The sequence below is a fragment of the Micromonospora sp. NBRC 107095 genome (assembly GCF_030269705.1).
Lineage (GTDB): Bacteria > Actinomycetota > Actinomycetes > Mycobacteriales > Micromonosporaceae > Micromonospora > Micromonospora parva.
In genome coordinates, this window is sequence record NZ_BSTU01000003.1 from 314,575 (window position 1) to 337,773 (window position 23,199).

Here is a 23,199-nt window from a genome sequence, read left to right on the forward strand (position 1 = left end):
ACCGCACGGCACCACCCCCCGGCACGGGCCGGTGCGGCGTCCCGCCGCCCGGGAGCGGGTCCGGGTCACGGCGGAGTGGTTAGGCTCTGCTGTTGTGGTCAACGAGGACACGCCTGCCGTACGCCCGCCCGTGCTGCGCCCCGGTGACACCGTGTTGCTGGTCTCGCCGTCCGGGCCGACCTCGCCGGAGCGGGTGGCCCGGGGCATGGAGTTGCTCACCGGCTGGGGGCTGCGCCCGGTGCCCGCGCCGAACGCGTACGCCCGTCACGGCTACCTCGCCGGCACCGACGACCTGCGCGCCGCCGACCTGAACGCGGCCTTCGCCGACCCGCAGGTGCGCGGAGTGATCTGTACGCGCGGCGGTTACGGCGCCCAACGGATCGTGGACGCCATCGACATGGCCGCCGTTCGCCGTGACCCGAAGGTGGTGGCCGGCTTTTCGGACATCACCGCGTTGCAGTTCGCGCTGTGGCGGGGCGCCCGCCTCGCGGGGGTGCACGGCCCGGGGGCGGCCTGGCGCGACGAGCGGACGCCGCTGCGCTCCGCCGAGTCGCTGCACGCGGCGCTGATGACGACCGAACCGATGACCGTCGAGGCGGTACCCACCGAGGAGACCTTCGACGTACGCGTCCCGGGTCGCGCCACCGGCGCCCTGCTCGGCGGCAACCTGTGCATGATCGCCGCGTCGATCGGCACACCGGACCTGCCCGACCTGACCGGTGCGGTGCTGTTGATCGAGGACGTGCAGGAACCCCCGTACAAGGTCGACCGGATGCTCACCCACCTGCGCCGGGCCGGCGCGCTGGACGGCCTGGCCGGGGTGGCGGTCGGGCAGTTCACCGAGTGCGGCGACGGCTGGGACACCACGATCGTCGACGTCCTCTCCGAACGCCTCGGCGACCTGGGGGTACCGGTCCTCGGCGGCCTTCCGATCGGCCACGGCCCCAACCAACTCACCGTCCCGGTAGGTACCCAGGCCACCCTCGACACCACCACCGCAACCCTCACCACAACCCCAGCAGTCCAATGACCCCCGCCCTGGCGCCGGAGTGCCCGGTGATCATGAAGTTGTTGTCACTTGCCACGGCGTGTCGTGGCAACAACTTCATGATCACCGCAGGGGGTTAGGGGGCCAGGTGGGCTATTGCTCCTGATTCCAGGGCTGACCAGATGCCCTTCGGGGTCCGGGTGATGCCGTGGGGTTCGGAGTTGGGGGTGGGTAGCGGGTAGCTCTCGATCCGCCCGGTGGGATCGAGGTGACCGATCCGGTTGGCACCCCACTCGGTGAACCACGCGCCGCCGTCCGGGTCGGCCACTATCGCGTGCGGACGGGCCGCCCGGTCCGGCAGCGGGATCTCGACGACCTCGCCATCCGGGGCGATCCGGCCGAGTTGGCCGGCCGCGATCTCCACGAACCAGATGGTGCCGTCGTCGCCGCAGGTGATGCCGACCGGGCCGGCCTTCAGTGTGGGTAGCGGATACAGCGTCACGGTGCCGTCGAGGCCGATCCGGCCCACCGCGTTCGCCTGGTTGAGGGTGAACCACAGCGCCCGGTCCGCGCCGGCAGTGATCATCGAAGCGAACCCGCCGGTCACCGGCAGCGGGAACGCGCTGTGGGTGCCGTCGATCTCCACCCGGCCGATCGTGTCGGAGGTCATCCCGGCGTACCAGAGCGCGCCATCAGGCCCCGCCGCGATGCCGCACGGCCCGGTGCCGGCCGGCAGCGCGATGGTGCGCTGCTCGCCGTCGACGGTGATTCGGCCGATCCGGTCGTCGCCCGAGCGGGTGAACCAGAGCGCCCCGTCCGGTCCGGTCGTGATGATCAACGGGCGGCTGCCCGCGGGCTCCAGCGGGTAGGTCCGGACCGCACCGTCGGGCGAGAACCGGGCGATCCCGCCGGACTGGGCCAGCGTCAGCCACAACGCGCCGTCCGGGCCAGGCGTGATGCCGTACGGCCCAGAATCCGGCCCGGTGAGGCGAATTTCCCGAATGTCGACGGTCATGTCGCGTCCTTCCGTCGGTGAATCGTCCACCCTGACCGTTCAGGCAGCGACGACACAACCGATTTCGACTACCGCCGGCCAGGATTGTCAGCTCGCTGACAGGGTCGCCATGGCCTCCGCCCAGGCTGCCCGGTCACTGTCGGTAACGACAGCGCACGATCACCGAACCTCTGGAGGACAGCATGTCCCGCACCATCCGTAGGAAGCACCTGCTGGCCGGCCTGGCCACCGCCGGCGTCCTCGGCGTCGGGATCGCGGCCCCGACGATGGCGTTCGCCGCCGACACGCCCACGCCGGCTCCGAGCACCAGCACCGCCCCGGCTCCGGGCGCCAAGGCCGACCGGCAGGGCGAGTTCGCCGAGGCGCTCGCCAAGGAACTGGGCGTGCCCACCGACAAGGTGACCGCCGCACTGGAGAAGGTCCGTGAGCAGCACCGGCCGACCGACCGGCCCCAGCGACCGTCCGCCGAGGACCGGCAGGCCGCGCTCCAGCAGCGCCTGGAGCAGGCGGTCAAGGACGGCAAGCTCACCCAGGAGCAGGCCGACGCCATCACCAAGGCAGTCGAGGCCGGCGTCTTCCCCGGCCCGGGCGGCCACCGTGGCCCGGGCGGCCCGCACGGTGCCGGTGGCCAGCACGGCGAAGGTAAGCCCGGCAAGTGATCCGACGGGCCGGCCCCGGCAGGCGCTGACCCGCCGGGGCCGGCCTCGGCACACCACCAGCGACGCCGGTCCACGCCCCACCCGGCCCGTTGCGGCTTGATCCACTCGGTTTCCTTGAAGTCGGGGTTTCCGACGCCCTCGGATACCCCGACTTCCTGAAAACGGAGTGGATCACCGGCTCCGGTTTCAGCCACGCCAGGCCAGAGCAGGACCGGCCAGGCCACCCCCACGCCAGGCCCGGCCACGCCACGCCACGCCAGACCAGGCCACGCCAGGCCAGACCGGAGCAGGGCCGGCCAGGCCTGGGAAGGGTGGTCAGCTCTGCTGGGGCGGGGGCGAGAACACGCCCAGGCGATTGCCGGTCGGGTCGATCAGGTGGGCCGACGTGAGACCGCTCGGCGTCGTACGCGGCGGCACCAGCACCCGACCGCCGGCCGCTTCGGCCCGCTTGCAGGTCTCCGCGACGTCGGCGACCTCGGCGTAGAACACCGCGTAGTTCGGGGAACTCCCGTCGGTTGCGCGGATCGCCCCGCTGATCCCGGTGTCGCCACCGGCTCCGGTCACCCGGTAGGACCCGCTGTTGGCCGGCGCCTGCTCCTCGAAGGTCCAGCCGAACAGCTCTCCGTAGAACTTCTCCGCGTCCTCGGGCCGGTCGGTGCCGATCTCGAACCAGGTGATGGGCGTGGTGGACCTGGACATCTGTTGCCTCCAGAGATTCTTGGGCGGCCGTTCGGCCGTCGTCTGAAGCAGTCTCGAGGCCGTACGCGACAGCGTCCTGTCGGTGTTTCCGGATCATCCGACGGGTTTTCGTCGACCACCCCGACCAGATCGTCGTCGACCCGGCCCGCCCCGACCGCGCCGCGCCGAGCCGTCTCAGACCAGGCTCAGCGGGCGGAGCCGTTCGTGCGGGATGTCGAGGTCGGTCAGGCGCAGCTCCCGGGCCACCACGTCGGGCAGCGCCCGGACCGTCCGGATCCGGTCGGTGCGGAAGCAGCGAAGCTCGTCGCGCAGCCGGCACCAGGCCACCAGGTACCAGTGTCGGGAGTTGCCGAGGTAGCCGAGTGGCTCGACGTCACGGGTCGAGTCGGCACCGGCGCGGTCGGCGTACCGGATGCGCAGCACCCGCCGCGCGGTGACCGCCTCGGCGACGGAGGCCGGGACGGGCGTGGCCGGCCCGTCGCCTATCAGGTGCACCCGGCCGGCGAGGCGGTGTGCCTCGGCGGCGTCGGCGGCCGGCAGCACCGCCACCAGCTTGCGCAGCGCGGTGGCAGCCGGCCCGGCGAACGGCGAGTCGGCGAGGCGGTGCAGCGCCACAGCCATCGCCACTGCCTCGGCGGCGGTCAGGTTGACCGGCGGCAGGGTGCGGGCACGGTCCAGGACGTAGCCGCCGGTGCGCCCGGGCTCGGCCCAGATCGGCACCCCGGCCTCCTGCAACGCGCCGAGGTCCCGTTCGATGGTCCGGCTGCTCACCTCGAAGCGGGCGGCCAGCCAGCGGGCGCTGCGCGGGCGTGGTGACACCGCCCGCAGTTCCTCGACCAGGGCGTACAGGCGATCCGTGCGGTTCATGCCCGGCACGCTACGGCCGGGGTACGACGCCCCCGGCGACCGCCCGGAGTCGTACGCGCCCGGGGCGCGCGGCCTCAGACGCGCGGCCTCAGGCTATGCAGGCGCAGACGATCAGCGCGGCACCGAAGTGGGTGGCGGCGCTGACCCGGGCGGCCGGGTGCGGCTCCGGGGAGCAGATGACCTCGCCGAGCTTGCCGGGGGTGAGCAGGTCCAGCACCACGAAGGCCAACGCCATGATCGCCAACCCGACCAGCCCGAAGAGCACCGTGGAGGCGAGCCCCTTGCCGAAGTCGCTGTAGCTGGTCAGGATCGCGGTGAAGACGATCCCGGCGATGCCGAGCTGGTTGGCGGCGAGCAGCAACCCCGCGTTGGCGTTGCGCTCGACCCAGATCAGGTCCCGTAGCCGGCCCGGGGTGAGCAGGTCGACGAGCCCGAACCCGGCGGCCATCAGCCCGACGCCGACGATCCCGAACACGACGCTCTGCCAGGCACCGCTGAGCAGATCCTCCAGCACCGACTTGCCTCCCGACTCTCCGCCCGGAGGGGTACCGGCGCGGTGATCGAGACGATAGCGGCAGCGCGCAATCGCGTCAGCCCCTGCGCCTACAGCGCCAGGTAGCGCTGCCGCTCGTACGGGGTGACCTCGCGGCGGTACTGCTCCCACTCGGCCCGCTTGTTGCGCAGGAAGAAGTCGAAGACGTGCTCGCCGAGCACCTCCGCCACCAACTCGGAGCCGGCCATCACGTCGATCGCCTCGGCGAGGTTCTCCGGCAGCGCCTCGTAGCCCATGGCGCGCCGTTCCGCGCTGGTCAGTGACCAGACGTCGTCCTCGGCGCCCGGCGGCAGCTCGTACCCCTCCTCGATGCCCTTGAGGCCGGCGCCGAGCAGCACCGCGAAGGCGAGGTACGGGTTGGTGGCCGAGTCCAGTGAGCGGACCTCGACCCGGGCCGAGTTGGGCTTGCCGTACGCGGGAACCCGGACCAGCGCGGACCGGTTGAGGTGGCCCCAGCAGACGTACGCCGGGCTCTCCGTGATCCGGTCGGGCAGGTGCTGCGGGAAGAGCCGCTTGTACGAGTTGACCCACTGGTTGGTGACGGCCGTGTACTCCCGGGCGTGCACCAGCAGGCCGGCGATGAACGACTTCGCCACCTTGGACAGCTTCATCGGGTCGCCGCTGTCGTGGAAGGCGTTGCGCTCCCCCTCGAACAGCGACAGGTGGGTGTGCATGCCGCTGCCCGGCTGGTCGGTGAACGGCTTCGGCATGAAGCTGGCCTGCACGCCGGTGGAGAGCGCGACCTCCTTGACCACGTGCCGGAAGGTCATGATGTTGTCGGCGGTGGTCAGCGCGTCGGCGTAGCGCAGGTCGATCTCCTGCTGGCCGGGGGCGACCTCGTGGTGGCTGAACTCCACCGAGATGCCGATCCGTTCCAGCGCCAGCACGCCCTGGCGGCGGAAGTCCCGGGCCACGGCGTGAGTGGTGTGCTCGAAGTAGCCGCCGGTGTCGACCGGGGTGGGCACCGAGCCGTCCTGCGGGCCGTTCTCCAGCAGGAAGAACTCGATCTCGGGGTGGGTGTAGAAGGTGAAGCCCTTCTCGGCCGCCTTGGACAGGGCGCGGCGCAGCACGTGCCGGGGGTCCGCCCAGGACGGACTGCCGTCGGGCAGCAGGATGTCGCAGAACATCCGGGCGCTCTCGCCGCTGACCCCACCCTCGAAGGGGAAGACCTGGAAGGTGGTCGGGTCGGGCATGGCCACCATGTCCGATTCGAAGACCCGGGCGAAGCCCTCGATCGCCGAGCCGTCGAAGCCGATGCCTTCCTCGAAGGCCGCCTCCAGCTCGGCGGGCGCCACCGAAACGCTCTTGAGCGTGCCCAGAACGTCGGTGAACCACAGCCGGACGAACCGGATGTCCCGCTCTTCCAGCGTCCGGAGGACGAACTCCTGCTGACGGTCCACTTCCCCAACCCCTCGCGACACTGTTTTGTCCGCCTTGGCCGGGCTGCGCCCGACCTGATCGCCCAGTCTTCCCGGGCCTGGTTACGCAGACGTTACGCGAACTGCCGCCGGCCGTCCCCTCGCATCCCGCCCGCCGAGCGAGGGCCCCGGCCGGACCCGCGACGTCCGCCGCCGGGCGGGCCGGGCTCCCGCCGTCGCGGCCTGGTCGACGCCCGTGGCGGCAGGTGGCGGCAATCTCGTCCGAGGGTACGGATTGTCGCCACGAGGCTGGGGCAAGATGAAGGCATGCCCACCCTGCGTCTCGCCCTGTCCCAGGTCAACCCGACCGTCGGCGACATCGCCGGAAACGCCGACCTGGTCCGCAGCTGGACCCGCCAGGCCGCCGATGCCGGTGCCCAGTTGGTGCTCTTCCCGGAGCTGATGCTCACCGGTTACCCGGTCGAGGACCTGGTCTTCCGGCGGTCCTTCGTCGCCGCGTCCCGGGCCGCCGTGGAGCGGCTGGCCGCCGACCTGGCCGCCGACGGTCTCGGCGAGGTGCCGGTGGTGGTCGGCTACCTGGACGCCGACGGGCCGCCGCAGGTCAGCGGGGACGCCGAGGCGGGCCGGGGTGCCCGTAACGCCGCCGCGCTGCTGCACCGGGGCGTGGTGGCCGCCCGCTACTTCAAGCACCACCTGCCCAACTACGGGGTCTTCGACGAGGACCGGTACTTCGTCCCCGGCGACACGCTGAGCGTGGTGCGGATCGCCGGGGTGGACGTGGCGCTGACCATCTGCGAGGACCTGTGGCAGGCCGGGGGCCCGTTCGCCGCCGCCCGCGAGGCCGGCGTCGGCCTGGTCGTCAACATCAACGGCTCGCCGTACGAGCTGAACAAGGACGACATCCGGTTGCCGCTGGTCCGTCGCCGGGCCGCCGAGGCGAACGCCACGATCGCGTACGTCAACATGATCGGCGGGCAGGACGAGTTGGTCTTCGAGGGCGACTCGATGATCGTGAGCGCCGACGGTGAGCTGCTCACCCGGGCCCCCCAGTTCGTCGAGCACCTGCTCGTGCACGACGTCGAGCTGCCGGCCGCCAGCGCCGCGCCGACCATCGAGACGGTGGCGGACGGCATGCGGATCGTGCACAGCACCCTGGACGGCGTTCCGCCCGCGCCGGCCGGCCCGGCCGCCGTCGGCGGGCTAATCGAGCCGGTGGCCGACGAGGCCGAGGTGTGGCAGGCGCTGGTGCTGGGCCTGCGCGACTACGTCAACAAGAACCGGTTCCCCTCGGTGGTGCTCGGTCTCTCCGGCGGCATCGACTCGGCGGTGGTGGCCGCCCTCGCCGTCGACGCGCTCGGGCCGGACCGGGTGGTCGGGGTGTCGCTGCCCAGCCAGCACTCCTCGGAGCACTCCCGGGAGGACGCCGCCGACCTGGCCAAGCGCACCGGCCTGGACTACCGCGTCGAGCCGATCCAGCCGATGGTCGACGGTTTCCTGGCCAACCTGTCGCTGTCCGGGGTGGCCGTGGAGAACCTGCAGGCCCGGGTCCGTGGCGTGATCCTGATGGCGCTGTCGAACCAGGAGGGCCACCTGGTGCTGACCACCGGCAACAAGAGCGAGCTGGCGGTCGGCTACTCCACCCTGTACGGCGACTCGGTGGGCGGCTTCAACCCGGTCAAGGACGTCTGGAAGACGCTGATCTGGCGGCTGGCCAAGTGGCGGAACCGGGACGCGGCGCGGCGCGGTGAGACCGCCCCGATTCCGGAGAACTCGATCGGGAAGCCGCCGAGCGCCGAGCTGAGCCCGGGCCAACTCGACAGCGACAGCCTGCCCGACTACGACGTCCTGGACCCGATCCTGATCGGTTACGTCGACGGCGACCTCGGCCGTGACGGGCTGGTCGAGTCGGGTCACGACCCGGCGATCGTGGACAAGGTGCTGCGGCTGGTGGATACCGCCGAGTACAAGCGACGGCAGTCGGCGCCAGGCACGAAGATCTCCATGAAGGCGTTCGGTCGGGACCGCCGTCTGCCGATCACCAACCGGTGGCGCGAGCACGGCTGAGCCGTACCCCTGGGGGTGCCGGGTCGGTGGCGCGGCCCGGCGCCGCCTCGCCGGGCCCTCGCGGTGCGGGCCTCGCGTCGCGGCGGAGTGACATCTTGCACTGGGCCCTGCCGTCAGCCCGTCGCGCGGTGCGACGATCGCGACGGAACCCGGGGACCGCGCAGGCGGCCTCGAGGAAGGGAGACAGAGATGGTGGAGTCCACTCCGAACGAGGTGACCGCGTTGTACGGCGGCCCGGCCACCCGACGGGTCCGCACCCGCGACCTGATGGCCGCCAAGGAGCGCGGCGAACGGTGGCCGATGCTCACCTCGTACGACCAGTACACCGCGTCGATCTTCGATCAGGCGGGGGTCCCGGTGCTGCTGGTCGGCGACTCGGCCGCGAACAACGTGTTCGGCTACGAGACGACCCTGCCGATCACCGTCGACGAGCTGCTCCCGTTGGTACGGGCGGTGGTGCGGGCGACCCGGCAGGCGCTGATCGTCGGTGACCTGCCGTTCGGCTCGTACGAGGAGGGCCCGGCCCAGGCGCTGCGGACCGCCGTCCGGTTCATGAAGGAGGGTGGCTGTCACGCGGTGAAGTTGGAGGGTGGCCGCCGTAACGCCGCGCAGATCGCCGCGATCGTCGGTGCCGGCATTCCGGTGATGGCGCACATCGGTTTCACCCCGCAGAGCGAGCACACCCTGGGCGGCTACCGGGTGCAGGGCCGGGGCGACACCGCCGACGAGGTGCTGGCCGACGCGCGGGCGGTGGCGGAGGCGGGCGCGTTCGCCGTGGTGCTGGAGATGGTGCCCGGCGAGGTGGCCAAGCGGATCACCCACGAGCTGCCGATTCCCACCGTGGGCATCGGCGCGGGCCCGGACACCGACGCGCAGGTGCTCGTCTGGCAGGACATGGCCGGCCTGCGCACCGGCAAGGCCCCCCGGTTCGTCAAGCGGTACGCGGACCTGGCCGGCGCGCTCACCGACGCCACCCGCCGGTTCGCCGACGAGGTCCGCGGCGGCGAGTTCCCCGCCGCCGAGCACACCTTCTAGCCAGCGGTGTCGGGGTGTCCCTCGCACTGGGGACACCCCGACACCGAAGCTCAGAGGTCGGTGACGCGGATGCCGGCGTGGGCCTTGTAGCGCTTGTTGATGGCGATCAGGTTGGCGGTGAACGCCTCGATCTGGTGGGCGTTGCGCAACCGGCCGGCGTAGATGCCCCGCATGCCGGGGATCCGGGCGGCGAGCGCGCCGACGATGTCGACCAGTTCGCGGTCCTCGGTGCAGATCAGCACGTCCAGATCGATCCGGTCGACCTCGGGGTCGGCGAGCAGCGGCGCGCTGACGTGGTTGAACGCGGCGCAGACCCGGGAGTTGGGCAGCAGGGCGGCGGCCTGCTGCACGGCGCTGCCCTCGTCGACGGTCAACGCGTACGGGCCCTGCTTGTCGAAGCCGAGCGGGTTGACGCAGTCGACGACGATCCGGCCGGCGAGCGGCTCGGCGAGGGCGGCGACGGTGGCGGCGTGCCCGTCCCACGGCACCGCGATGATCACCACGTCGCTGCGTCGGGCCACCTCGTCGTTGGCGGCACCGGTGACGCTGCCGCTGGCCGGCACCCCGGGCAGGGCGGCGATCTCGGCCGCGGACTCGGCGGCCCGTTCCGCCGACCTCGATCCGATCAGCACGGTCTGACCGGCCCGCGCGAACCGGTAGGCGAGGCCCCGCCCCTGGTCGCCGGTGCCACCGATGATGCCGACCGTCAGCCCGGACACGTCGGGCAGCGTGCTCGCGTCGTATGCCATGGCCTCATCCTCGCAAACCGCCCGGTGGGTCAGCAGCGCCGAGCGTTGTGAGAATCCCCGCTGCCCCGGACTCCCCCGGCGCTGACGGGCACCGGCAGCGCTCAGGCCAGCTCGAACAGGACGCTACGGGCCGCCGGGTCGGCGGTGACCAGCCGGACCCGGACGCGTTCCCCGAGCGGCAGTTGGCCGAGGCAGCGGGCGCGTACCGGCGGGGCGTCCAGCGCGACGGCACCACCGGGCGGGCGGGGCCGGGACTTGCCGTTGGGCGGGGCGTCGACGTCGAGGACGGCCGCGTCGAAGGTTTCGCCGACCCGGTGTTCCAGCACCGCCGCCTCGGCCAACTCGACGGCGCCACGAGCGGCCGACGAGGCGACCCGGTCGGTGCTCGCCATCGCCTCGGGCAGCCGGGGCAGCGCGGCGCGGGCCCAGTCGGGCACCGGCTGGCCGGCGTGCAGGGCCAGGCAGACCTCGGTGGCGTACCGGTCGGCCAGCCGCCGCAATGGGGCCGTCACGTGGGCGTACGCGGCCGCCACGCCACCGTGTTCCGGCTGCTCCGGCAACACGCCGTCGAAGGCGGTGTACGCGGCACCGCGCATCAGCTCGGCCGCCTGGTCGATGAACGCCGCGGCGCGCGGCTGGGCCGGGTCCAGTCCGGCGATGACCTGACCCGGGCCCACGTCGTCGGGCCAGTGCACGCCCAGCGGGGCGGCGGCGGCCCGGAGCCGCTGCACCGCCTCCGGTTTGGGCGCCGGCATGGTCCGCAGCAGGCCGACCCGGCCGGCCAGCATGATGTCGGCGGCGGCCATCCCGGTCAGCAGGGAAATCTGCGCGTTGTGCTCCTCCATGGGCACCGGCGCGCGCAGCACCAGCCGCCAGCCCTCACCGTCGGGCTCCAGATCCTGCTCGGGCAGCGGCAGGTTGATGGCGCCGCGCCGCAATCCCCGCGCGGTCAGCAGGTCGCCGATCTCCGGCAGCAGGGCGATCGGGTCGGCCAGCCGTCCGGCCTCGGCCGCCGCCTGCACGCCGGGGTAGTCGAGTTTGGCGCGACTGCGGACCAGGGCGCGTTCCAGCTCGACGGCCACGGTGGCGCCGTCGGCGTCCAGGTCGATGGTCCAGAGCACCGCGGCCCGGTCGACGTCGGGCAGCAGGCTGGCGGCACCCTCGCTGAGGGTGTGCGGGTGCAGCGGCACGTTCCCGTCGGGCAGGTAGATGGTCTGCCCCCGCCGCCAGGTCTCCGCCTCCAACGCCCCACCAGGGGTGACGTGCGCGGCGACGTCGGCGATCGCGTACCGCACCCGATAGCCCTCACCCGGGCGGCGGGCGAGGTGCATCGCCTGGTCCAGATCCCGCGAGGTGGCGGGGTCGACAGTGACGAACGGTATGTCGGTACGGTCGACGGGCGGCTGCGGCGGTGCCGCAGCCGCCTCGTCGGCCTCACGCTGGGCGTCGGCCGGGAAATCCTCGGGCAGGCCGAGTTCGCGGCGCAACGCGCCGAAGTCGATGCGGGGCGCGAGTACGCGTCGGATGACCACGGGTCAATCCTGACAGTGCCACCGGTGATCCGCTTCCGGTGACCGGCCGGGAAATCCACCTGGCAAGAGATGGTCCGTGCTCAGCCGGTCGCCTTCCGGGCGGCGGAGCGGGCGCCCTTCGGAGCGGTGGCCCGGGCGGCGACCGGGCGGGCCGGTGACTTGCGGGCGGTCACCTTGCGCGCCGGGGCCTTGGCCGCGACGGTCTTCTTCGCCGGGGCCTTCTTCGCCGCCGCCTTGCGGGCGGTGGTCGACGAGGTGCCCGTCGCCTTCGCGGCCGGGGCCTTCCTGGCCGGGGCTTTGCGCGCGCCGCCGCTGGGACGGGTGGACGCGGTCTTCTTCGCCGCTGTCGTCTTCTTCGCCGCTGTCTTCTTGGCGGCGGACGCCTTGGTCGCGACCTTGCGCGCCGGGGCCTTCGCCGCGGTGGTGGTCTTGCGCGCCGGGGCCTTCACGGCCGTGGTCTTCTTCGCCGCCGAGGCCGTCGTCTTCTTCGCCGCGCTCCCCGTCTTCTTCGCCGTCGCGGTGGTCTTCTTCGCGGCGGCGGTGGTCTTCTTCGCCGCCGACGCCGGGGCGCGCTTGGCGGTGGCGGTCGTCTTGCGGGTGGCGGCAGCGGTCTTCGCCGGCGCCTTCTTTGCCGCTGCGGTGGTCTTGGTCGTCGCCCGCTTCGCCGGGGCCTTCTTCGCGGGGGCCTTCTTCGCCGCCGTGGTGGTCTTCTTGGCCGGTGCGCGGCCTGCCGCACCGGCGGCCTTCCGGGCCGGTGCCTTCGCGGCACCGACGGTGGACTTGCGCACGGGGGTGGTCCGGCTCGCCGCCGTGTTCCGCTCCGCCGCGGCGGTCTTCTTCGCGGTGGTGCGTCGGGCGGCCGGGCGCTTGGTGGCCTGCTGTGCTTCGGCCATCGTGGTTCCCTCCTCGGGGGACGTGCTCTCGCGTGCGTCCTCGCGGAGCACGAAATGCCTCGGCGCGAGCCGTCCCGCGCCGCCTATCTGTCGTCCCCGGCCCAACGAGCGTCCTCGGCATCCCACGCCTCGTTCCGCTCCTGCACTCGTTGCAGGGCGTTCTCGGCGTCGGCCGCCGAGTCGTACGGCCCGAGAACGTGCTTCGCCGGACACACGTTGGCGTCCGTCTCGACCCGGTGATGTCGGGTGCACCAGTAGAACTGCCCACCACGTTCGCTGTCGCTCATGGGAATCACTGTGCACCGCGAACCGGCCGGCCGCCACCGGATCGCACAAGTCGCCGACGATCTCCACAGTAGATATGCATCGGCTTTGTCGGGCCGAAACACGGAAAAGAGGTCGGACGAACAGCCGGTTCCTGCACGAAGCCGGCCTGGGGAATGATCTGCGTTCGTGATCAATACGGTGACCAGCACGGGGGCGTGCCCGGGGTGTGGGTCGACAACGGCGTCGGTAAGAGATGCGGTGCCATGGTGTCCCGGCTGCGAGTGGAATCTGGACGCTTACGACCCGGCACGACGCCGACGCGAGTTCGGGTGGAGGTGGATCGACCGGTGGACCTACCGGATGGCATTCCGGGCCACCAGGCAGCAGTTCACCCAACTGGTCGGGCGACCGCTGGGCACAAGCGGCTCCGGAACCGCTCGGACGCTCACCGCGGCAGCGTCACTGCTACTGATCGCGGCGGTGATCGCGCTCGCGGTGGTCGGCGGATGGCTGATCGTGGCGTTCCCATTTCCCAACCTGGCGGTCGTGCCGGGTGTGGCGATGGTCGGTCTCGCGATCGCGTTGCGGCCTCGATTCGGTCGCCTCGACCCGGAACTGGAGGTGCTCGACCGCGATCAGGCACCGGAGTTGTTCGGCCTGATTGACGAGGTGGCCACGGCTGTCGGGGCGCCGCTGCCGGACGTGGTGGGCGTGGACAGCGCCATCAACGCGTACGCGGGCACTGTCGGATTGCGGCGGCGAAAGGTGCTCTGCCTGGGGCTTCCGCTCTGGGGTTCGCTCCCCGCCGGTAGCCGGGTGGCGCTGCTCGGCCACGAACTCGGTCACTTCGTCAACAATGACCCACGCCGAGGGCTGCTCACCCAGCCCGTGTTCACCATGCTCGGCTCGGCCGCCGACCTGTTCCGGCCGGTGCGGACAAACGTCGGGGCCGGGCTAGTGGAGATGCTGGGCGACGCGCTGGGCCGCGCGTTCCAGTGGGTGGTGTCGCGGGTGCTCTTCGCCACGTACCTACTGCTCGCGGCGGTGGCGTTGCGGGACAGCCAGCGCGCCGAATACCTCGCGGACGATCTCGCCGGCCGGGCGGCCGGCACGACCGCCGCTACCGAATTCCTCGACATCCTGCTCACCACCGAGTCGCTGGAGCTGGCAGTGCGTCGGGATACCCGAGCGGGACACGGCCCGGACCGGTGGCGTGCCGCCCTGGCCGAGTCCCGGGTAACCAGGGCCGACCAACTACCGCTGCTGCGGCAATTGTCGGTCCGCGACGGGGCGTCGCTGTTCGCCGCTCATCCGCCGACCGGACTGCGGCGCCAGATGCTCGCCGGTCGCGCGTGGCAGGACCCCTCGGTGACGCTCAGCGAGGCCCGCATGGAACGGATCGACGCTGAACTTGGCAGGGAGTACGACCGCTTCCGCCGTACCGTCAGCTGGTCGGGCTGACGCCCGACGAGCGCCCGCGCGACGGCGTTGGCCAGAGCCGTCGCGGCCTATGATCGCCGAATGGCGATTCCGGACTACATCGTGGGCATGCGCAAGCACGTCGGCCACGACCTGCTCTGGCTGCCGAGCGTCAGTGCGGTGATCCGCAACGACGACGGTGAGCTGCTGCTCGGACAGCGCGCCGACGACGGGCGCTGGTCGGTGATCAGCGGTTTCGTCGAGCCGGGCGAGCAGCCGGCCACCGCGCTGGTCCGCGAGGTGCGTGAGGAGACGGGGCTGGACGTCGCGCCGGTGCGGATGTCCAGCGCCGTGTCGCACCCGCACACGTACCCGAACGGGGACCGGTGCGAATACCTCAACCTGGGGTTCCTGTGCCGGCTGGTGGCCGGCACCGCCCGGGTCAACGACGACGAGTCGCTGGACGTGCGGTGGTTCCCGTTGGACCGGCTGCCCGAACTGGACAAGCACGCCCTGCTGGTCATCGCGTACGCGCTGCGGGAGAACCGGTTGGCCGGTTACCTGGAGCCGGGCACGGCATGGGACGACGTGCCCGACTGAGGTTCACACCGGGGTCGGCAACAGGGCGATGGGCACGGCGGGCGCGGACCGGGCCGCCCGGATGGTGTACGCGAGCGCGTACGGCATGCACGCCAAATAGAACATCGGCTCCAGCAACAAGTGGTCGGTGATCAGGAAGATCTCCCACGACGTGGGGCGGGGCAGGCCGAAGTTCCAGTCGGTCCAGCAGGCAAAGAGCCACAACGGCGCGGAGATCCGGTCGACGCTGTCCGCTGTCATCGCGTCGGCCGCAACGGTGCCAGGCCCCGGAATGGTCTGGATCACAAAGAGGATCACGGCCAGGTCGGCGGCGACGAGCGCGCCGAGGATGCCCACCCACCAGGCGGCGCGGAGACGACCCCGGGCGGCGAGGCTCGCCGCGGCCCAGAGGGCCAGCGTCAGGCCCGCCGACCAGAGCAGCAGACCGGGCACGAAGCTGCCGAAGACACTGCCGTTGAGGACGGACATGAGCCCGAGTGCGGCCACACCGACGGGGAGCACCACGCCGAGCGCGATGCGCAGCGGCCCGTGCAGAGCGGTGTGCCGGGCCGACCGTGCCGCGTACTTCGCCAACAGCACCGCGAGGCCGAGGATCAGCGTCGACCAGAGCGGCAACTGCACCGCGCTCGACCAGCTCACCCGCATCGACAGCCAGTTGTAGGCCTGCGCCATGGCCAGCGCGCTGACGACCACGATTCCGGCGCAGGCGAGCGGGGCCAGGAGCAGGGCGGCGGCGGTACGCCGGGCCTGCTGATGCATCAGGCGACGGTCGAGGAGCGGGGTGCCGGCTCGGCTGACGGCGAGGCTCGCCGCGAAGCCGACCATCCTCGTCCAACGACCACTCTCGGCGAGCACATGCAGCTCGGCGGCCCATTCACGGCGCAGGTCGTCGCGGACCTCGGCCGGCCAGCGGCGCGCGGCCAGCCCCAGCAGCAGCTGGGCGATCCGACGGGTCACCATGTCGGCGCTCCGGTGGTTGCTCGCGTGGCGCTCACCCGTTCGCCGCTCGGGTGCCCGGGTCGGGCTTTCGGCTCGACGTGGACGTCCAGCCGGTGGCGCCGCGCGTCGCCACCAGAGCGGCGGGCGCGGACCGGGCCGCCCGAATGGTGTACGCGAGCGCGTACGGCATGCACGCCAGGTAGAGCATGGGTTCCACCAGCACCCGGTTGGTGATCAGGAAGATCTCCCACTGGATCGGCCGGGGCAGGCCGAAGTTCCAGTCCGTCCAGCAGGCGAAGAGCCACAGCGGCGCGGAGATCGGGTCGACGCGTTCCCGGGCCTCGATCACCGGCCCGGCACCGATTCCGCCCGGGTAGGTGTCGACGACGGGGAGGATCACCGCGAGGTCGGCGGCGACGAGCGCGCCGAGGACGCCCACCCACCAGGCGGCGCGGAGGCGACCCCGGGCGGCGAGGCTCGCGGCGGCCCACAGGGCGAGGGTCAGGCCGGCCAACCAGAGCAACAGACCGGGTACGGCACCGGCCAGGCTCTCGGGACTGGTGACGCGCACGAACAGGATGACGGCCGCGCCGACGGGGATGACCACGCCGAGCGCTATGCGCAACGGACTGGCGAGGGCGGTGTGCCGGGCCCAGCGGCCAGCGAACACCGCCAACACGACCGCCAGCACGATGACGACCGTCGTCCAGATCGGCTTCTGCGCCCGCTCCGCCCAAGCGGCCCGGAACATCAACCAGTTGTAGATCGGGAACATCACCAACGCACCGGCGGCCACGATCCCGACGCAGGCGATCGGGGACAGCAGGAGCGCGGCGACGGTGCGGCCGGTTCGACCACGCATGAGGGTGCGGTCGACGAGCGGGGCACCGGCGCGACTGACGGCGAGGCTCGCCGCGAAGCCGACCATCGTCGTCCAACGACCACTCTCGGCCAGCACGTGCAGCTCGGCGGCCCATTCACGGCGCAGGTCGTCGCGGACCTCGGCCGGCCAGCGCCGGGCGGCCAACTCCAGCAGCAGCTCGGCGGCCCGGCGGGTCACCACGCTGGCGCCCCGGTGGGTTCGGTGCCACCCCAGGACGGACGGCCGTCGGGGATCGCGGCCCGCAGCTCGGCGAGCGTCCGTCGGGCCTGCGCCACGCCTTCGGCGGTCAGCCGGTAGTAGCGGCGAGCCGGCCGGCCGGCCGTGGCGGGGTCGATCACCTCCCAGTCGGCGGCCAGCCAGCCGGCCCCCTGCAGCCGGTGCAGCACCGGGTAGAGGGTGCCGCTGGGCAGGCCGGTCAGTCGCATCAGGTCCAGCCCGTAGTGCTGCTCGTCGGGTTCGGCGAGCAGCGCCGCGAGCACCTTCGCGACCGGGATCGTGATCCGCATCCGGCCACTGTATCGGAACTCTACATAGGGTGGGAGCACCTTCTCCGCGTGTCGGTCGGGTGCTGCCGCATCGATCATCGTGGCGTCGCCACCGTCAGTTCGCCCACCGCGTGGGCGGCCAGCGGCGCGGCGGTCACGTAGTCTGGCGGACTTTGTCTCCTGAGGAGGTTGACGTGGCCGAGTATCCGCAGGACGTCGTGCACCGCTTCCACGGCACCCCCGAACAGGTCGACGCCGGGTTGGTCGGCGAGCCACCCCGGATCTGGGCGTCCATCGTCATCGAGGAGTACGACCCGGCCTGGGCGCAGCGATTCGTCGCCGTCCGGTCGTCGATCGTCGAAGCGCTGGGCGACGTGGCCCTCGGTGTGGAACACGTGGGGTCCACGGCGGTGCCGGGGCTGGCGGCCAAACCAATCATCGACGTCGACCTCACCGTCGAGGACACCGCGACGGAGCCTGCCTACCTCCCCGCGCTGGAGCGGCTCGGGTACCGGCTCGTCCTGCGCGAGCCCTGGTGGCACGGGCACCGGATGCTCGTCGGCCCGGCCGAGGACGTCAACCTGCACGTCTGGCCACAGGGTGCGCCCGAGCCGGTCCGGCACCGACTCTTCCGCGACTGGCTGTGCTCGCATCCGGACGACCGGGCGCGGTACGCCGAGACCAAGCGCCGCCTCGCGCGGGACACGGCACACCGGCCGCGCGACTACAGCCTGGCGAAGAACGACGTCATCGACGAGATCTACGCGCGCATCTTCGCCGCCTGATGACCTCGTGTCGCCGACGGCCACGCGCAGATCTTGGACAGTTTCCGTTACTAGCTAACGGAAACTGTCCAAGATCCGGCCGTAGGCCGGGGATGTGAGCCTGCGAGCGACCATCCGGATTCGTCAGGAACAGTCGAAGCGGTAGTCGAACGGCCGGGTGGGGCAGGCGGTGCAGACGAACAGGTAGATCCCGCCGGCATCGCCCAGCATGAGGCCGCTCGGGTTCTGGATCGCCCGCCACGGGTGATCGTCGTCGGTGTCCCATCCCCAACCGGCCATCGCCGGACGATCCTCTACCGGAATCCACCGCTTCTCGTCACCGCGGCTGAACTCCCAGCTGGCAACCGTCAGCAGATGGTCCATGGGGGATCCGCACCCGCAGACCGGCCAGTCCGGAGACTGGGTCCAGCCGGGGTAACCGCCGACCTTGATCCCCGAGGCGACCGCCAGATCGGTTTCGTACTCCCAACCGGTCTCCTGCGCGACCTGGCTCATCGTGGCCTCGATCTGCGGCCGGACGGCAGCCGGGAGGTCCCAGCCCGGGTACTCGGTGACGCGCTCCGGGTCGAGCACGCACGGGTTGGGGACGTACGCCGGATCTGACTCCACATCCGGTACGGGCATTTCTCGAAGCCGGGTGCCGATGTCGGCGCGACGACGCCATCGCAGTGCAGGGCGGGGTGCCGTCCACGGGTCATGGTCAAATGGGCACCATAGGACCTGCACCACGTCCGTGCCCACTGGGAACGGCACTTCGGGCACGTCCTCGGCCAGCAACTGCGCCACCGGCACCAGCGGTGCCGCCGGCTCACCCGGACAGTCGCGGTAGTGGTCGCCGGACTCCGGCCCGTCGCAGGTCGGCCAGGCTTCGTCGGCCGGCCACAGCAGCGGGCCGCCTACCGAGCTCTGCTCCGCGGTCGGCGAACCCGGGCGGGGATGCAACCGGACGGTCGTCCGGGCCAGGGGCGCAACCGCCGGAAAGACCTGCGGCACGTCGATGGGGCTGGCGGGGGTGGTGTGCACGCCGTCGATCGTAGGAGGCGCGCCATCAGCGTGTTCGGCGCGGCGGTTGCTGCATGATCCAGGTGGGCACCGGCTCCGACAGGGAGCCCACCACCTCCCAGCCGGCCCGGCGGTACAGCCCGACGTTACCCGGGTTGCTGGTCTCCAGGATCGCCGGCAGGCCTTCGGCGGCGGCACGAGCCAGCCCGACCCGCATGACGGCCCGACCCCAACCGCGTCCGGCGCTGTCGGGGTGGGTACCCAGGACACCGAGGTACCAGAACGGGTACGTCGGCAGGGCCGCGTGCACCGTGTCGTCGTAGCCCTGGACCCGGGCCAGCACGTCGGCCGGGTAGGGACCCTCCGTCGGCGACCCGGGCACGGCGGCCGGCCCGGCGCTCGGCTGCCCGGTCGCCGGCGGCTCCCAGATGGCGACGGACGCGCCGGCACCGATCGTCCAGATCGACGACCGGTGCACCCGCTTGTCGAAGAGGTGCCCGAAGAAGACGGCGGCGTAACGCGGGTAGGTGTCCTCGTCGGGGAACAGGAACCGCAGCACGGGGTCCTTGACGAACGCGGCGACCAGCGAACCGACCACCGCTTCGCGGTGGGCTGGGGTGGCGATGGTGATCTCGGGCGTTGTCACAGCAGTCGACACTAGCCGGAAAATGCGCCTTGACCCTGACACGGTGGCGGGCCGGAGACTGCTCCCATGGACCTCGACGACTACCGGAGCCACTCCCCCTACAGCGCCCCCGGCCGGCACCGCGGGCTCCTCGACGCCGTGGCGACCGACATCCCCACCGTGGCAGCGACCGTTCGCAACGTGATCGTCCACTACCGGGTCGGCGGCGTGGAGCTGCCCGACGACCGGCTGGAGGAGGTGAATCACCGCTGGGTGGACCGCATCCTCGACACCGACCAGTCCCGATTTCCGCTGCCCCTCACGAGCGCACGCCCGGCAGCCGAACGGGTGGCCGGCTGCTGTCGGGACCACACACTGCTGTCGGTCGCGATCCTGCGCCAACACGGCATTCCCAGCCGCAGCCGGGTCGGCTTCGCCTCCTACTTCACCCCAGGCTGGCATCACGATCATGTCCTGGTCGAGTACTGGGACGGTCACCGCTGGGTCTGGGTGGACCCGGAGCTCGACCCGGCCGGCGACTGGCAGTTCGACGGCTACGACATCGACCCGAGGGCGGGGCTCTTCGACTCGGCGGCGCGGGTGTGGTCGGCGTACCGGGCCGGGACGATCGATCCCGACGTCTACGGTGTGGCTCCCGACCTGCCGGCCCACGGCGCGTGGTTCATCTACGACTACGTCCTGCACGAGCTGGCCCACCGGCAGAAGGACGAGTTGCTGCTGTGGGACAGCTTCGGGGCGATGACCGACGACCTCGCCGACGCCGACCTCACGCTCGCCGACGAGATCGCCGCGCTGCTGCTTCAGGCGGACGACGGCGACGAGGCCGCGGAGAAGGCGTTGGCCGACCGGTACGCCACCGACAGCCGGCTGCGTCCCGGCGCTCGGGTGCGCAGCTTCTCGCCGGTCTCCGACACGGTGAGCACCGTCGAGTTGCGCGTCAGCCGAAGGTGAAGGCGTACGCCTCGGCCCCGGCCTCGCCGAACGTGATCTCCAGGGTCCGTTCACGGATCGCGTCGTCCTGGCGGACGAGCTGGTAGAGGCGGCCGTCCTGGAGGACGCCGTTGCCGCCCTCGTCGACGTCGACGCCGTGCGACGGGCCGGGGGCAGCGCCGTCGAGCAGCACCCGGAACGGGATCGGCTGTCCCGCCCCGGGTGCCAGCACGAGATGCGCGTCGCGGGCGTGGAACCGGACGGCGACACCGCCGCCGGCCCGGTCGAGCACGACGTTCTCCGAACCGATCGTCCACTCCCCCGCCAGGGCCCACTGGTTGAGGTCGAGGCTCTCCGGCACCTGGTAGGCGCGGCGTTCGTCCAGCGCGGGCTCGTTCGGCGACGCGAAGTGTTCACCGCGGCTGAAACCGAGGTACGTCTCGGGTGTGCGCAGGTTGGCCCAGTCGGCCTCCGCCTCCGGGCCGACCCCCTCGACGGGTACGGGTGCGCGCTCGATGCCGAGCAGTTGCTGGAGCACCCGTTCGGACTGCTCGTAGCGTCCCTCGCCGAAGTGGTCGTCGCGGATGACGCCGTCGGTGTCCACGAAGTAGAGCGCCGGCCAGTAGTGGTTGCCGAAGGCACGCCAGATCACGTAGTCGTTGTCGACCGCCACCGGGTAGTCGATGGACCGGGCAGCGACCGCCCGCCGCACCCAGTCGACGTCGTGCTCGAATCCGAACTCGGGCGTGTGCACCCCGACGACGACAAGCCCGTCGTCGCGGTACGCCTGAGACCAGGCGCGCACGTACGGCTCCTGGCGCAGCCAGTTGATGCAGGTCAACGTCCAGAAGTTGACCAGGACGGCGCGGCCGCGCAGGTCGGCGGGGCCGAGTGGCTCGGAGTTGAGCCACTCGGCCGCCCCGTCGAGCGGGGGCAGGTGCACGGCCATCTAACGCAGCGACCGGAAGGCGGTGCGAAGCTCCTCGGAGAAGATCTTCGGCTGTTCCCAGGCCGCGAAGTGCCCGCCCACGTCGAGCCTGTTGTAGTAGATGAGGTTCGAGTACGCCTGCTCGGCCCAACTCTGCGGCGCCTCGTACAACTCGTCGGGGAAGACGCTCACGGCGACCGGGATCTTCACGCCCTTGGCGGCGAAGAACGACAGCTTGTTCTCCGCGTACAGCCGGGACGCGGAGACCGCGGTGTTCGTCAACCAGTAGAGCGAGATGTTGTCCAGAATGTCGTCGCGGGTCAGGCCCGCTTTCGCTCCGTCGAAGACCTGCGCGATCAGGGCCAGGCTCTTCGCGTCGTGATCGAGCAGGAAGGACGCCAGGCCGACCGGGGAATCCGCCAGCCCGGTCAGCGTCTGCGGACGTGTCGCCATCATGAGGGCGTACGCGACGTGCTTCCAGACGTAGTTGGCTTCCTCGGCGGCACGCATCTCGTCGTCGGAGAGCCCTGATGGCAGTGAACCCATGGCGTTGTTCGCGCCGGTGGTGTCGCCCTGGAACAACAGGTCGATCTCGGGTGGGATCGCACCGGGCATGTTGGTGTGGATGCCGAGCAGTTCCGGAGGCGCCTGGAGGCCCATCTGGTCGACGATGACCGCGCCCCAGTCGCCGCCCTGCGCGACGAACCGGTCGTAGCCGAGACGTTTCATCAGCTCGGTCCAGGCGGTCGCGATCTTCTGCGGGTTCCATCCCGACTCGGTCGGCTTGCCGGAGAAACCGTGGCCGGGCAACGATGGGATCACCAGGTGGAAGGCGTCCGACGCGCTTGCCCCGTGCGCCGTGGGATCGGTGAGCGGCTCGATGATCTTCATCTGCTCGATGATGGACCCGGGCCACCCGTGGGTGACGATGAGCGGCAGCGCGTCCTCGTGCTTTGAGCGCACGTGGATGAAGTGGATGTCCACCCCGTCGATGGTGGTCATGAACTGCGGTACGGAATTCAGTCGCGCCTCGACCTTGCGCCAGTCGTACTCCTTCTCCCAGTAGCGGGCGACGGCCTGGATCGTCGCGAGTGGCACGCCCTGCGACTGGTCGTCCACCGTTTCCTTGTCCGGCCAGCGGGTCGCCTTGATGCGCCTTTTCAGGTCGTCAAGGTCGGCCTGGGGAATGTCGACCGAGAACGGCCGAATCTCCGTGGTGCCCGGACGGGTCTTGGTTTTGACAGCCATGCGTGTTTCCTCTCCGTCTAGGTTTACGCCTCGCGAGGAGAAAGCATCGGGTGCAGGCTCTGCCCGGACTCAGGTGCCAACCATTGGGCACGCCGCCGCCTTATTTCGGAGCCTAGTGTCGGCCGACCACGATGGTCGGCGAAGTCGACACTTACTCGGTTGCCTTCCGGACATCGGTCGACACACCGGCCATCGGGAAGCTGATGCGCATCAGCCGACTGTCGGCCCAGTCTTCGAGCCGCGTCGGCCGGATGGTGCCGGGGTCGTGGGGCTGGTTGAGATCCGCCACGATCTCCGCGAGCACTGCCTGACGTTCAGCCGGGTCGGTGACAGGCGTGGCCCGTGCGGGCAGATCCGCACGTACCCCGTTCTTGAGGTGGAAGGTGAAGTCGGGATTGGCGAGAAGGTTCGCGTGCCAGTCGGTAGCGCCACCGCCGGCTCCGCTACACAGGTAGGTGGTGCCCGCAGCCCGGTAGAAGAAGATCTCGATGCGACGCGCCCGGCCGGTGCGGCGCCCCAGCGTCGTGATGTCGATGATCCGTTCTCTGGTGCCCGCAGCGGGGGTGATCTCGATGGCTCGTCGGATGTGGTCGGGCAGGTGGGACAAAGACAAGTCCGACGGGGTCATGCCTGG

At 71.3% G+C, this 23,199-nt stretch carries 25 protein-coding genes; 8 read left to right on the forward strand and 17 right to left on the reverse strand.

Annotation, left to right across the window (positions count from 1 at the left end; all coding sequences use genetic code 11):
• Positions 1 to 94: 94 nt before the first annotated feature.
• Entirely contained in the window at positions 95 to 1,030 is a 936-nt protein-coding gene (locus QSK15_RS18180) for a S66 peptidase family protein (protein ID WP_285795360.1), read from the forward strand.
• A 94-nt stretch (positions 1,031 to 1,124) separates the two neighbouring features.
• On the opposite strand, the gene QSK15_RS18185 is transcribed toward QSK15_RS18180, so the two are convergent.
• Entirely contained in the window at positions 1,125 to 2,003 is an 879-nt protein-coding gene (locus QSK15_RS18185) for a Vgb family protein (RefSeq protein ID WP_285795361.1), read from the reverse strand.
• A 182-nt stretch (positions 2,004 to 2,185) separates the two neighbouring features.
• On the opposite strand from QSK15_RS18185, the gene QSK15_RS18190 reads away from it, so the two are divergent.
• A complete protein-coding gene (locus tag QSK15_RS18190) occupies positions 2,186 to 2,662 on the forward strand; it encodes a hypothetical protein (protein ID WP_285795362.1) in 477 nt (158 codons plus the stop codon).
• A 315-nt stretch (positions 2,663 to 2,977) separates the two neighbouring features.
• Here QSK15_RS18190 and QSK15_RS18195 read toward each other — a convergent pair whose 3' ends face one another.
• From QSK15_RS18195 to glnA, 4 genes are all read right to left on the reverse strand, one after another.
• On the reverse strand, positions 2,978 to 3,361 hold the full coding sequence (locus QSK15_RS18195; RefSeq protein ID WP_285795363.1) for a VOC family protein: 384 nt from the start codon (positions 3,359 to 3,361) through the stop codon (positions 2,978 to 2,980).
• Positions 3,362 to 3,535: 174 nt separating this feature from the next.
• The gene (locus QSK15_RS18200) at positions 3,536 to 4,228 is read right to left on the reverse strand and encodes a helix-turn-helix transcriptional regulator (protein ID WP_285795364.1); all 693 of its coding nucleotides are present in this window, start codon (positions 4,226 to 4,228) and stop codon (positions 3,536 to 3,538) included.
• Between the two features lie 88 nt (positions 4,229 to 4,316).
• Positions 4,317 to 4,742 (reverse strand): DUF350 domain-containing protein, encoded by a 426-nt coding sequence (locus QSK15_RS18205; RefSeq protein WP_285795365.1) that lies wholly within the window; start codon positions 4,740 to 4,742, stop codon positions 4,317 to 4,319.
• Between the two features lie 89 nt (positions 4,743 to 4,831).
• Complete coding sequence (gene glnA, locus QSK15_RS18210) at positions 4,832 to 6,181, reverse strand: type I glutamate--ammonia ligase (protein ID WP_030330117.1); 1,350 nt, start codon at positions 6,179 to 6,181, stop codon at positions 4,832 to 4,834.
• A gap of 285 nt (positions 6,182 to 6,466) precedes the next feature.
• Here glnA and QSK15_RS18215 point away from each other — a divergent pair, with 285 nt between their 5' ends.
• A complete protein-coding gene (locus tag QSK15_RS18215) occupies positions 6,467 to 8,224 on the forward strand; it encodes an NAD+ synthase (protein WP_285795366.1) in 1,758 nt (585 codons plus the stop codon).
• A 189-nt stretch (positions 8,225 to 8,413) separates the two neighbouring features.
• Positions 8,414 to 9,259 carry a 3-methyl-2-oxobutanoate hydroxymethyltransferase gene (panB, locus tag QSK15_RS18220; protein ID WP_210865449.1) on the forward strand — a complete coding sequence of 282 codons (846 nt, stop codon included), beginning with the start codon at positions 8,414 to 8,416 and terminating at the stop codon, positions 9,257 to 9,259.
• Positions 9,260 to 9,309: 50 nt separating this feature from the next.
• Here the strand turns inward: panB and npdG are convergent, their stop codons facing one another.
• From npdG to QSK15_RS18240, 4 genes are all read right to left on the reverse strand, one after another.
• Positions 9,310 to 10,008, reverse strand: a complete 699-nt coding sequence (gene npdG, locus QSK15_RS18225) for an NADPH-dependent F420 reductase (RefSeq protein ID WP_030330123.1) — start codon at positions 10,006 to 10,008, stop codon at positions 9,310 to 9,312.
• A 101-nt stretch (positions 10,009 to 10,109) separates the two neighbouring features.
• Positions 10,110 to 11,540 (reverse strand): RNB domain-containing ribonuclease, encoded by a 1,431-nt coding sequence (locus QSK15_RS18230; RefSeq protein WP_285795367.1) that lies wholly within the window; start codon positions 11,538 to 11,540, stop codon positions 10,110 to 10,112.
• 80 nt (positions 11,541 to 11,620) lie between these two features.
• On the reverse strand, positions 11,621 to 12,433 hold the full coding sequence (locus QSK15_RS18235; protein WP_352232186.1) for a histone: 813 nt from the start codon (positions 12,431 to 12,433) through the stop codon (positions 11,621 to 11,623).
• Positions 12,434 to 12,516: 83 nt separating this feature from the next.
• Positions 12,517 to 12,720 (reverse strand): hypothetical protein, encoded by a 204-nt coding sequence (locus QSK15_RS18240; RefSeq protein WP_030330129.1) that lies wholly within the window; start codon positions 12,718 to 12,720, stop codon positions 12,517 to 12,519.
• A 340-nt stretch (positions 12,721 to 13,060) separates the two neighbouring features.
• On the opposite strand from QSK15_RS18240, the gene QSK15_RS18245 reads away from it, so the two are divergent.
• Both QSK15_RS18245 and QSK15_RS18250 read left to right on the forward strand, forming a co-directional pair.
• Positions 13,061 to 14,161: a M48 family metallopeptidase gene (locus QSK15_RS18245; RefSeq protein WP_285795369.1), complete on the forward strand. Its 1,101-nt coding sequence runs from the start codon at positions 13,061 to 13,063 to the stop codon at positions 14,159 to 14,161.
• A gap of 60 nt (positions 14,162 to 14,221) precedes the next feature.
• The gene (locus tag QSK15_RS18250) at positions 14,222 to 14,719 is read left to right on the forward strand and encodes an NUDIX hydrolase (RefSeq protein WP_285795370.1); all 498 of its coding nucleotides are present in this window, start codon (positions 14,222 to 14,224) and stop codon (positions 14,717 to 14,719) included.
• Between the two features lie 3 nt (positions 14,720 to 14,722).
• Here QSK15_RS18250 and QSK15_RS18255 read toward each other — a convergent pair whose 3' ends face one another.
• The 3 genes from QSK15_RS18255 to QSK15_RS18265 are packed head-to-tail and all read right to left on the reverse strand — an operon-like array spanning position 14,723 to position 17,047.
• Entirely contained in the window at positions 14,723 to 15,679 is a 957-nt protein-coding gene (locus QSK15_RS18255; RefSeq protein WP_285795371.1) for a hypothetical protein, read from the reverse strand.
• A gap of 31 nt (positions 15,680 to 15,710) precedes the next feature.
• Positions 15,711 to 16,721 carry a hypothetical protein gene (locus tag QSK15_RS18260; RefSeq protein ID WP_285795372.1) on the reverse strand — a complete coding sequence of 337 codons (1,011 nt, stop codon included), beginning with the start codon at positions 16,719 to 16,721 and terminating at the stop codon, positions 15,711 to 15,713.
• Positions 16,715 to 17,047 (reverse strand): PadR family transcriptional regulator, encoded by a 333-nt coding sequence (locus QSK15_RS18265; RefSeq protein ID WP_285795373.1) that lies wholly within the window; start codon positions 17,045 to 17,047, stop codon positions 16,715 to 16,717. The genes QSK15_RS18260 and QSK15_RS18265 overlap by 7 nt, the downstream gene beginning before the upstream one ends.
• 173 nt (positions 17,048 to 17,220) lie before the next feature.
• On the opposite strand from QSK15_RS18265, the gene QSK15_RS18270 reads away from it, so the two are divergent.
• The gene (locus QSK15_RS18270) at positions 17,221 to 17,811 is read left to right on the forward strand and encodes a GrpB family protein (protein WP_285795374.1); all 591 of its coding nucleotides are present in this window, start codon (positions 17,221 to 17,223) and stop codon (positions 17,809 to 17,811) included.
• 123 nt (positions 17,812 to 17,934) lie between these two features.
• On the opposite strand, the gene QSK15_RS18275 is transcribed toward QSK15_RS18270, so the two are convergent.
• Both QSK15_RS18275 and QSK15_RS18280 read right to left on the reverse strand, forming a co-directional pair.
• Positions 17,935 to 18,834: a hypothetical protein gene (locus tag QSK15_RS18275; RefSeq protein ID WP_285795375.1), complete on the reverse strand. Its 900-nt coding sequence runs from the start codon at positions 18,832 to 18,834 to the stop codon at positions 17,935 to 17,937.
• A gap of 25 nt (positions 18,835 to 18,859) precedes the next feature.
• Positions 18,860 to 19,459 (reverse strand): GNAT family N-acetyltransferase, encoded by a 600-nt coding sequence (locus QSK15_RS18280; protein WP_285795376.1) that lies wholly within the window; start codon positions 19,457 to 19,459, stop codon positions 18,860 to 18,862.
• Between the two features lie 66 nt (positions 19,460 to 19,525).
• On the opposite strand from QSK15_RS18280, the gene QSK15_RS18285 reads away from it, so the two are divergent.
• The gene (locus QSK15_RS18285; protein WP_285795377.1) at positions 19,526 to 20,410 is read left to right on the forward strand and encodes a transglutaminase domain-containing protein; all 885 of its coding nucleotides are present in this window, start codon (positions 19,526 to 19,528) and stop codon (positions 20,408 to 20,410) included.
• Here the strand turns inward: QSK15_RS18285 and QSK15_RS18290 are convergent.
• The 3 genes from QSK15_RS18290 to QSK15_RS18300 all read right to left on the reverse strand — a co-directional run bounded on the left by QSK15_RS18290 (position 20,397) and on the right by QSK15_RS18300 (position 23,193).
• A complete protein-coding gene (locus QSK15_RS18290) occupies positions 20,397 to 21,338 on the reverse strand; it encodes a redoxin domain-containing protein (RefSeq protein WP_285795378.1) in 942 nt (313 codons plus the stop codon). The two genes, QSK15_RS18285 and QSK15_RS18290, sit on opposite strands and share 14 nt — an antisense overlap.
• Positions 21,339 to 22,565: an epoxide hydrolase family protein gene (locus QSK15_RS18295; RefSeq protein WP_285795379.1), complete on the reverse strand. Its 1,227-nt coding sequence runs from the start codon at positions 22,563 to 22,565 to the stop codon at positions 21,339 to 21,341. It abuts the gene before it with no gap.
• A 151-nt stretch (positions 22,566 to 22,716) separates the two neighbouring features.
• On the reverse strand, positions 22,717 to 23,193 hold the full coding sequence (locus QSK15_RS18300) for a nitroreductase/quinone reductase family protein (protein WP_285795380.1): 477 nt from the start codon (positions 23,191 to 23,193) through the stop codon (positions 22,717 to 22,719).
• Between the last annotated feature and the right edge of the window lie 6 nt (positions 23,194 to 23,199).

Excerpts from the sequence above, each read along its gene's own strand:
- QSK15_RS18240 (WP_030330129.1), bottom strand. The coding sequence starts at position 12,720 with ATGAGCGACAGCGAACGTGGTGGGCAGTTCTACTGGTGCACCCGACAT.
- QSK15_RS18265 (WP_285795373.1), bottom strand. The coding sequence starts at position 17,047 with ATGCGGATCACGATCCCGGTCGCGAAGGTGCTCGCGGCGCTGCTCGCC.
- QSK15_RS18185 (WP_285795361.1), bottom strand. The coding sequence starts at position 2,003 with ATGACCGTCGACATTCGGGAAATTCGCCTCACCGGGCCGGATTCTGGG.
- QSK15_RS18195 (WP_285795363.1), bottom strand. The coding sequence starts at position 3,361 with ATGTCCAGGTCCACCACGCCCATCACCTGGTTCGAGATCGGCACCGAC.
- QSK15_RS18215 (WP_285795366.1), top strand. The coding sequence starts at position 6,467 with ATGCCCACCCTGCGTCTCGCCCTGTCCCAGGTCAACCCGACCGTCGGC.
- npdG (WP_030330123.1), bottom strand. The coding sequence starts at position 10,008 with ATGGCATACGACGCGAGCACGCTGCCCGACGTGTCCGGGCTGACGGTC.
- QSK15_RS18295 (WP_285795379.1), bottom strand. The coding sequence starts at position 22,565 with ATGGCTGTCAAAACCAAGACCCGTCCGGGCACCACGGAGATTCGGCCG.
- QSK15_RS18200 (WP_285795364.1), bottom strand. The coding sequence starts at position 4,228 with ATGAACCGCACGGATCGCCTGTACGCCCTGGTCGAGGAACTGCGGGCG.
- QSK15_RS18255 (WP_285795371.1), bottom strand. The coding sequence starts at position 15,679 with ATGGTGACCCGTCGGATCGCCCAGCTGCTGCTGGGGCTGGCCGCGCGC.
- QSK15_RS18285 (WP_285795377.1), top strand. The coding sequence starts at position 19,526 with ATGGACCTCGACGACTACCGGAGCCACTCCCCCTACAGCGCCCCCGGC.
- QSK15_RS18250 (WP_285795370.1), top strand. The coding sequence starts at position 14,222 with ATGGCGATTCCGGACTACATCGTGGGCATGCGCAAGCACGTCGGCCAC.
- QSK15_RS18300 (WP_285795380.1), bottom strand. The coding sequence starts at position 23,193 with ATGACCCCGTCGGACTTGTCTTTGTCCCACCTGCCCGACCACATCCGA.
- QSK15_RS18190 (WP_285795362.1), top strand. The coding sequence starts at position 2,186 with ATGTCCCGCACCATCCGTAGGAAGCACCTGCTGGCCGGCCTGGCCACC.
- QSK15_RS18245 (WP_285795369.1), top strand. The coding sequence starts at position 13,061 with ATGGCATTCCGGGCCACCAGGCAGCAGTTCACCCAACTGGTCGGGCGA.
- QSK15_RS18235 (WP_352232186.1), bottom strand. The coding sequence starts at position 12,433 with ATGGCCGAAGCACAGCAGGCCACCAAGCGCCCGGCCGCCCGACGCACC.
- QSK15_RS18290 (WP_285795378.1), bottom strand. The coding sequence starts at position 21,338 with ATGGCCGTGCACCTGCCCCCGCTCGACGGGGCGGCCGAGTGGCTCAAC.
- panB (WP_210865449.1), top strand. The coding sequence starts at position 8,414 with ATGGTGGAGTCCACTCCGAACGAGGTGACCGCGTTGTACGGCGGCCCG.